This window comes from Arthrobacter rhizophilus (genome assembly GCF_026241105.1).
In the GTDB taxonomy this organism is placed as follows: domain Bacteria; phylum Actinomycetota; class Actinomycetes; order Actinomycetales; family Micrococcaceae; genus Arthrobacter.
The window spans coordinates 1-5590 of sequence record NZ_JAPFFT010000062.1 but is presented as its reverse complement, the minus strand read 5'-3'; the positions used below and the strand labels follow the sequence as shown (position 1 = coordinate 5590).

Below are 5590 nucleotides of genomic sequence, written 5' to 3'. Positions count from 1 at the left end.
CCGCGCCTGGCCAAGGTGTGTTCTTCGGAGACCCGGCCGCGGAGGCGGACGACGTCGGTGGCCGAGTAATCGCGGGTGACGCCTTCCCAACGCGGGTCGGCAGCCCATTCGAGCTCCAGATCCTTAGCTTCCAGCGCCATGGTCTGGTGATTCTGTTCCTGCGTCATGTGATGTCTCCTTCTACGGTGGTGGATGCTGATTCCACGTTTGGTTATCGTCGTGATCGCCGTTCGGGCGCGGCATACGGAGAGTCTGCCGCTCTACAGTCCCGGGATTCGCCGGAGCGGTCGGTCACGCAATTGAGGACGACGGCGACCGTGGTACCGCCGGCGGTCTCGGTGTCCCAGTTCGCGATACGTCCTGATCCTTTGGGGCAGCAGGATGTCCAGGCTGATGCCGGACGGTGTGGAGAGTTCGTATTCAATGGCCTGACCTAGCCGCTGGCAGAATGCTTTGGCCTCTGACCGGCGCCGTGGCGTTCGTCGACGATGTGGTCGACGAGACAAGCGGCCTGCGGGATGGGACGTTCACACCCTGGGCGGCGGACATGGCTGGGGCTAACCCGGTGCCGCGGTGAACAATGGCGCTGGCCGCCTCCGGAGATAACGGGGACAACCAAGCATGGCGCGCGGCGATCCTCCGGTCGGCCGGCAGCAACGTCGGCGCGTCGCCGCCACACCCCTGACCCATTGGCCAGGACACGGTCGGGGTCTGGAGACCGATCAGCGAACATCTTTGTTCCTCCGGAGTAAAAAAGAATGTGACCCGAAGCACTGGCTCACTGGACTATCCTCTAGTACAGTGGGTGACCTTGTCAATACTCCTCCGTGTAAACTTGTGTCAACACGTTGTATTCGAAGGGGAAGCAGTGAAAGAAATCCGGGCAGCACAGCCTTTAAGTCGCGTCCCCAGGCCGCGTCTCTATGAGCAGCTTGTGAAACAGCTTCTGGACTATATAGAGGCCGAACAGCTGGGCCCGGGGGATCTGTTGCCGGCTGAAAGGGACTTGGCGGAGAGGCTAGGGGTGTCCAGGGCCACTCTGGTCCAGGCCCTGGTGGCGTTGGAGGTTCTAGGAGTCATCGATGTGCAGCACGGCACCGGCGCCGTGCTCGTGCACCGGCCCAGGATTGCAACAGTGATCAAGAGCCTCAGGGAGCATCGAAACAGGCTTCCGGAAATCGTTGAGGCGAGAAGTACGCTCGAAGTGAAGCTCGCAGGCCTTGCCGCGATCCGGCGCACCGAGGCCGATCTCGATTTGATCGATTCAGCGTTGGAAGTGATGGCCGCTGACATCGAAGGAGGCGGACGGGGACTGCAGGGTGACGAACTGTTCCATCAGGCGGTCACGGCGGCAGCCCATTCCGCGGTCATGGCCCAACTGATGACATTCATCGCGGAAATGATTTTGGAGACCCGCATGGAATCCTTGGGCCAGCCGGGACGCCCAGAGCAGTCCCTCGCCTCCCACCGCAAGATTGCCGATGCAATCCGGGTCCAGGACCCGGATGCTGCAGCGGAAGCGATGCTCTCCCATATCGAACTCGTTTCCGACGTTGAACTGCTGAGGTAAGAATCGGCTTCTGATGAGTGTGGGCCGCTGGATCACCGTTTTGGGCCGGCAGGTCCTGCAAATACTGATCTTCCCCCATCCCGCGAACCCGAACAAAGAGTGTCAGTCTGCTGTCGTGTTGCTGCCCACCGCACACCTTCGCTGCTAATACGAGCGTGTCAGAATCTCAGGGGCTTCTCGTTTCCGGGATTACCAGGGTTTTCATGACTGCTCCCTGTGGAACGTTAGTCGGATATTTCGCTAATTCACAAGCCCTACTTCCGCCCAGCCCGTCTGCCAGCTCCCGGCCTGAATGCACCCTCTCGGTGTTGCTCCGGGACCTCAGACTCTCCCTCCCTACCTCTGGCGCTTGGGGGACGACCGGCGTAGCGTCCATTAAAACCATGAAGGCGGCGTTGGGCGCTGGATGTCTCAGGCCTCCTTGTTAAGGAGCTTTGGTGGCAGGGTGGAATGCTGATACGGCGGCTGGGCCGTTAGGTGCCGGGACGGTCACTTTGGTGGAGGGCACATCCTTCTGTATCTCGTCACCGAACGGCGATATCCATCCTGAATACCCCCACGGGGTTTTCTTCGAGGACACCCGCATCCTGTCCGGCTGGGGCCTGACCGTAAATGGCCGGGGGCTGGAGCCGTTGGCTGCGGAGGCGAAGGAGCCGTACCGGGCGCTGTTTGTCTCCCGTGTTGCCCGCTTGGACGGGTACGCGGACAGCCCGTTGCTCGTGGATCGGCTGCGCGAAGTGGGCGTGGGGATCCGGGAGCAGATCACGGTACGGAACTATGGCCAGGATCCTGCGGAATGCGTTGTTTCCCTGAGCATCGAGTCTGATTTTGCGGATCTTTTCGAGGTGAAGGAGGCGCGGATCCGGCGGCGCTGGGATGAGACCCGGTCTCCGGATGGCGACGCGCTGACCATCCGGGCAGCGTGGCAGGATGCCCGGAAGGGTGTCGTTGTCAAGGCACCGGGTGCCGATGTCACGGCTGAGGGCCTGACGTACCGGGTGGCTCTCCCGCCCCAAGGGCAGTGGAGCACGGTGGTCAGCGTGGTGCCCCTCGTTGACGGAATCAACCCTGGAGCGCTGTTTGTGCATCCGGCCGCCGGTGAGCCGTCCCCGAGTGACCGGCGCCGGCAGGAGTGGGTGGCCAAAATCCCGGTGCTGCAGCTGGGAAACCGCTCCATCGAACGGACGTTGCGGCGCAGCTATGACGACCTGGGTGCCCTTCGCATCGAGGATCCGAACCATCCGGACCGGGTCGTGGTGGCCGCCGGGGCGCCCTGGTTCATGACCCTGTTCGGCCGGGACTCGCTGTTGGCCTCGCATATGGCGCTGCCCGTGGACCCCTCCCTGGCCCTGGGGACGCTGCAGACGCTGGCGGACCGCCAAGGCACCGTGGTGGATCCGATGAGCGAAGAAGAACCGGGCAAGATCCTGCACGAGGTCAGGCTCGGTGTCTCCAGCGGGTTGTCCCTGGGCGGCAAGTCCGTCTACTACGGCAGCGTCGACGCCACTCCGCTGTTTGTGGTGGTGCTGGGGGCGGTCAGCCGCTGGGGATTCGCCAAGGACACCATCGCCGCCCTCCTGCCGCACGCGGACCGGGCGCTGGACTGGATCCGGGACTACGGGGACAAGGACGGCGACGGGTTCGTCGAGTATCAGCGCCTCAATGACCAGGGTCTGATCAACCAGGGCTGGAAGGACTCCTGGGACGGGATCAACTTCGCCGACGGGACCCTGGCGAAGCCGCCGATCGCGCTCTGCGAAGTGCAGGCGTATGTCTATGCCGCATACATGGCCCGCGCTTGGATGGCGTACGACGCCGGTGACGCGGCGTTGACGGGCGAGCTCGCCAGCCGGGCGGCACAGTTGAAGAAACGGTTCAACGAGCAATTCTGGATGCCTGATCGCGGGTATTACGCCGTCGCACTCGATGGTCAGAAGCGGCAGGTCGACGCGTGCGCGTCCAACATGGGCCACTGCCTATGGCTCGGCCTGGTGGATGAGGACAAGGCCCCGCTGGTGGTTGAACGGCTGATGTCCCCGGAGATGTTCAGCGGTTGGGGCGTACGGACCCTGGCCAGCGACATGGGCGCCTACAACCCCGCCAGCTACCACAATGGATCGGTCTGGCCGCACGACAACGCGATTATCACGCTAGCGTTGATGCGCTACGGCTTCGTGGAGCAGGCCCAGCGGATCGCCACCGCCCTGCTGGAAGCGGCCGAGTACTCCGGCGGCCGCTTGCCGGAGCTGTTCTGCGGCTTTGGCCGGGAGCATTTAGCCGCACCCGTGCCCTATCCTACCGCGTGCTCGCCGCAGGCATGGGCGGCGACCACACCGATTCATCTAGTGACGAGCCTGATGCGCTATGACGCGCATGTATCCCAAGGCGGCCTGTGGATGGATCCCGTCCTGCCGGAAACCTACGGCGACCTGCAGATCATGAACGCGCCTCTGGCCGGGGGGCGGATCACCATCGACGTTGCCGGTTCCAGGGCTTCCGTCCACGGGCTGCCGGAGGGCATGGTGTTCCACCGCGGGCACCGACCGTGGATGGCCGAACTTGTTGAGCAGGCCAAAGTGCAGCAGAGGATAAAGCGGAGATAGACGGTGGACGCTGAAACCTTCGACGCGGGAACGGGTCTGAGGAGGATCGCTTCGGACTTCACACGACCTCGTCGAGCACCTCGGTCGCCGACTGCGCGAGCACCGTAAGCGGGATCGGGTAGCGGTGCTGCGGATCGGGTGGGTCCAGCGCCTGCACGGTCAACCGGGGGCCCGACCGTGGCCAGGAACCGACGCCGCTCTGCGGGCAGCACTGACAAGTCGAGGGTGTCCGCGTCCAAGGGTGGTGTCTCGATCGCCGGTCTTGCAACCCTAGGGATACGAGACGTCTCACAGGCTCGGCCCCTGTGACGATTTCAACATCATATTTTTCGCCGAATCGTCAGAGTTCTTCCGTCGCCGGCGATTCTCCTAACTATGTCTCGAAACCTTCTGGTTGAATCGCTGTATCCACCATTAGTTATGAGACACATCGGAGCAGCCTATGGCCAAACTGATTGGCTATGCACGCGTTTCCACGCGACAGCAATCCACCGACCGGCAACAGGCAGACCTTCTTGCCGCCGGAGTCCGGCGCGATTCCTCTACATTGACCACGGCGTGTCCGGGGCGCGAAATTCACGACCACAGTTTGATCGGGCCCTCGAAGCGCTGACCGATGGCGACACTCTCGTCATCACCACGCTGGACAGGCTCGGACGTTCCACCCAGAACATGCTCGCCTTCGCCGCTGAACTCCGCAGTCGAGGAGCCGGCCTGCGCGTTCTAAACCTAGGTGGAGGCGATGTCGATACTGTGACCCCAATGGGATCCATGTTGTTCACGATCATGGCCGCCCTCGCGCAGATGGAACACGAGATCAAGCGCGAACGCGTCACCGATTCCATCGCCAAACGCCGAGAAGCCGGGATGGATCTTGGTGGCCGACCTCGCCGGGTCACTGACAGCCGGATTCGAAGCGCGGTCCGTCTGGTCGAAGGCGGCGAACCTGCTGCTCAAGTCGCGCGCGATCTCGGAATGTCCCGAGCAACCTTTTATAGGCGGTCGCGAGCACTCTCGAACCAGCAGGCCGCCATTTAGCGAAGCAAAAAAACCGCCATTTATCGCTGACCGTCATTTCAGCACCAGCCTGCACGACGGCCCGCGTGTTTTCGGGGTTCCGAAGCCGCCTGCACGGAATGTCAGAAGTCCTCTACCGTCGGCACCAGGGAGCAGTCATCTCGGCATGGGCCGACCAACGGCCAGATGGCACGTGTCCACGTTGGTGGCTCAAGGAACGAGAACCCTGCGCGTAGTGGCAGCACGGGATTCACGAACTGGGGTTGGTTGCTGCGGGTGTTGGGGTTTGCAAACGCTTCGCCGTTGACAGGAACACGGATGCAGCCTGCTGTCCGGCGGGGCTGAGCCTGCGGTTCGCGAGGTGGGCGAGGAGGATCCTCCGGGTGGGGGAACCGGCGAG

The 5590-nt window shown here is 63.0% G+C and carries 2 protein-coding genes and 2 pseudogenes; 3 read left to right on the top strand and 1 reads right to left on the bottom strand.

Going from position 1 to position 5590, the window contains the following annotated elements; all coding sequences use genetic code 11:
• Positions 1-167: pseudogene (locus OOZ51_RS22195) on the bottom strand (isocitrate lyase); the annotation flags it as partial.
• A 710-nt stretch (positions 168-877) separates the two neighbouring features.
• Between OOZ51_RS22195 and OOZ51_RS22190 the strand changes: the two are divergent.
• From OOZ51_RS22190 to OOZ51_RS22180, 3 genes and pseudogenes are all read left to right on the top strand, one after another.
• Complete coding sequence (locus OOZ51_RS22190; RefSeq protein WP_265982129.1) at positions 878-1570, top strand: FadR/GntR family transcriptional regulator; 693 nt, start codon at positions 878-880, stop codon at positions 1568-1570.
• A 437-nt stretch (positions 1571-2007) separates the two neighbouring features.
• On the top strand, positions 2008-4173 hold the full coding sequence (locus OOZ51_RS22185) for an amylo-alpha-1,6-glucosidase (protein WP_265982128.1): 2166 nt from the start codon (positions 2008-2010) through the stop codon (positions 4171-4173).
• A 442-nt stretch (positions 4174-4615) separates the two neighbouring features.
• Positions 4616-5211, top strand: a pseudogene (locus tag OOZ51_RS22180) (recombinase family protein).
• The last annotated feature ends 379 nt before the right edge of the window (positions 5212-5590 follow it).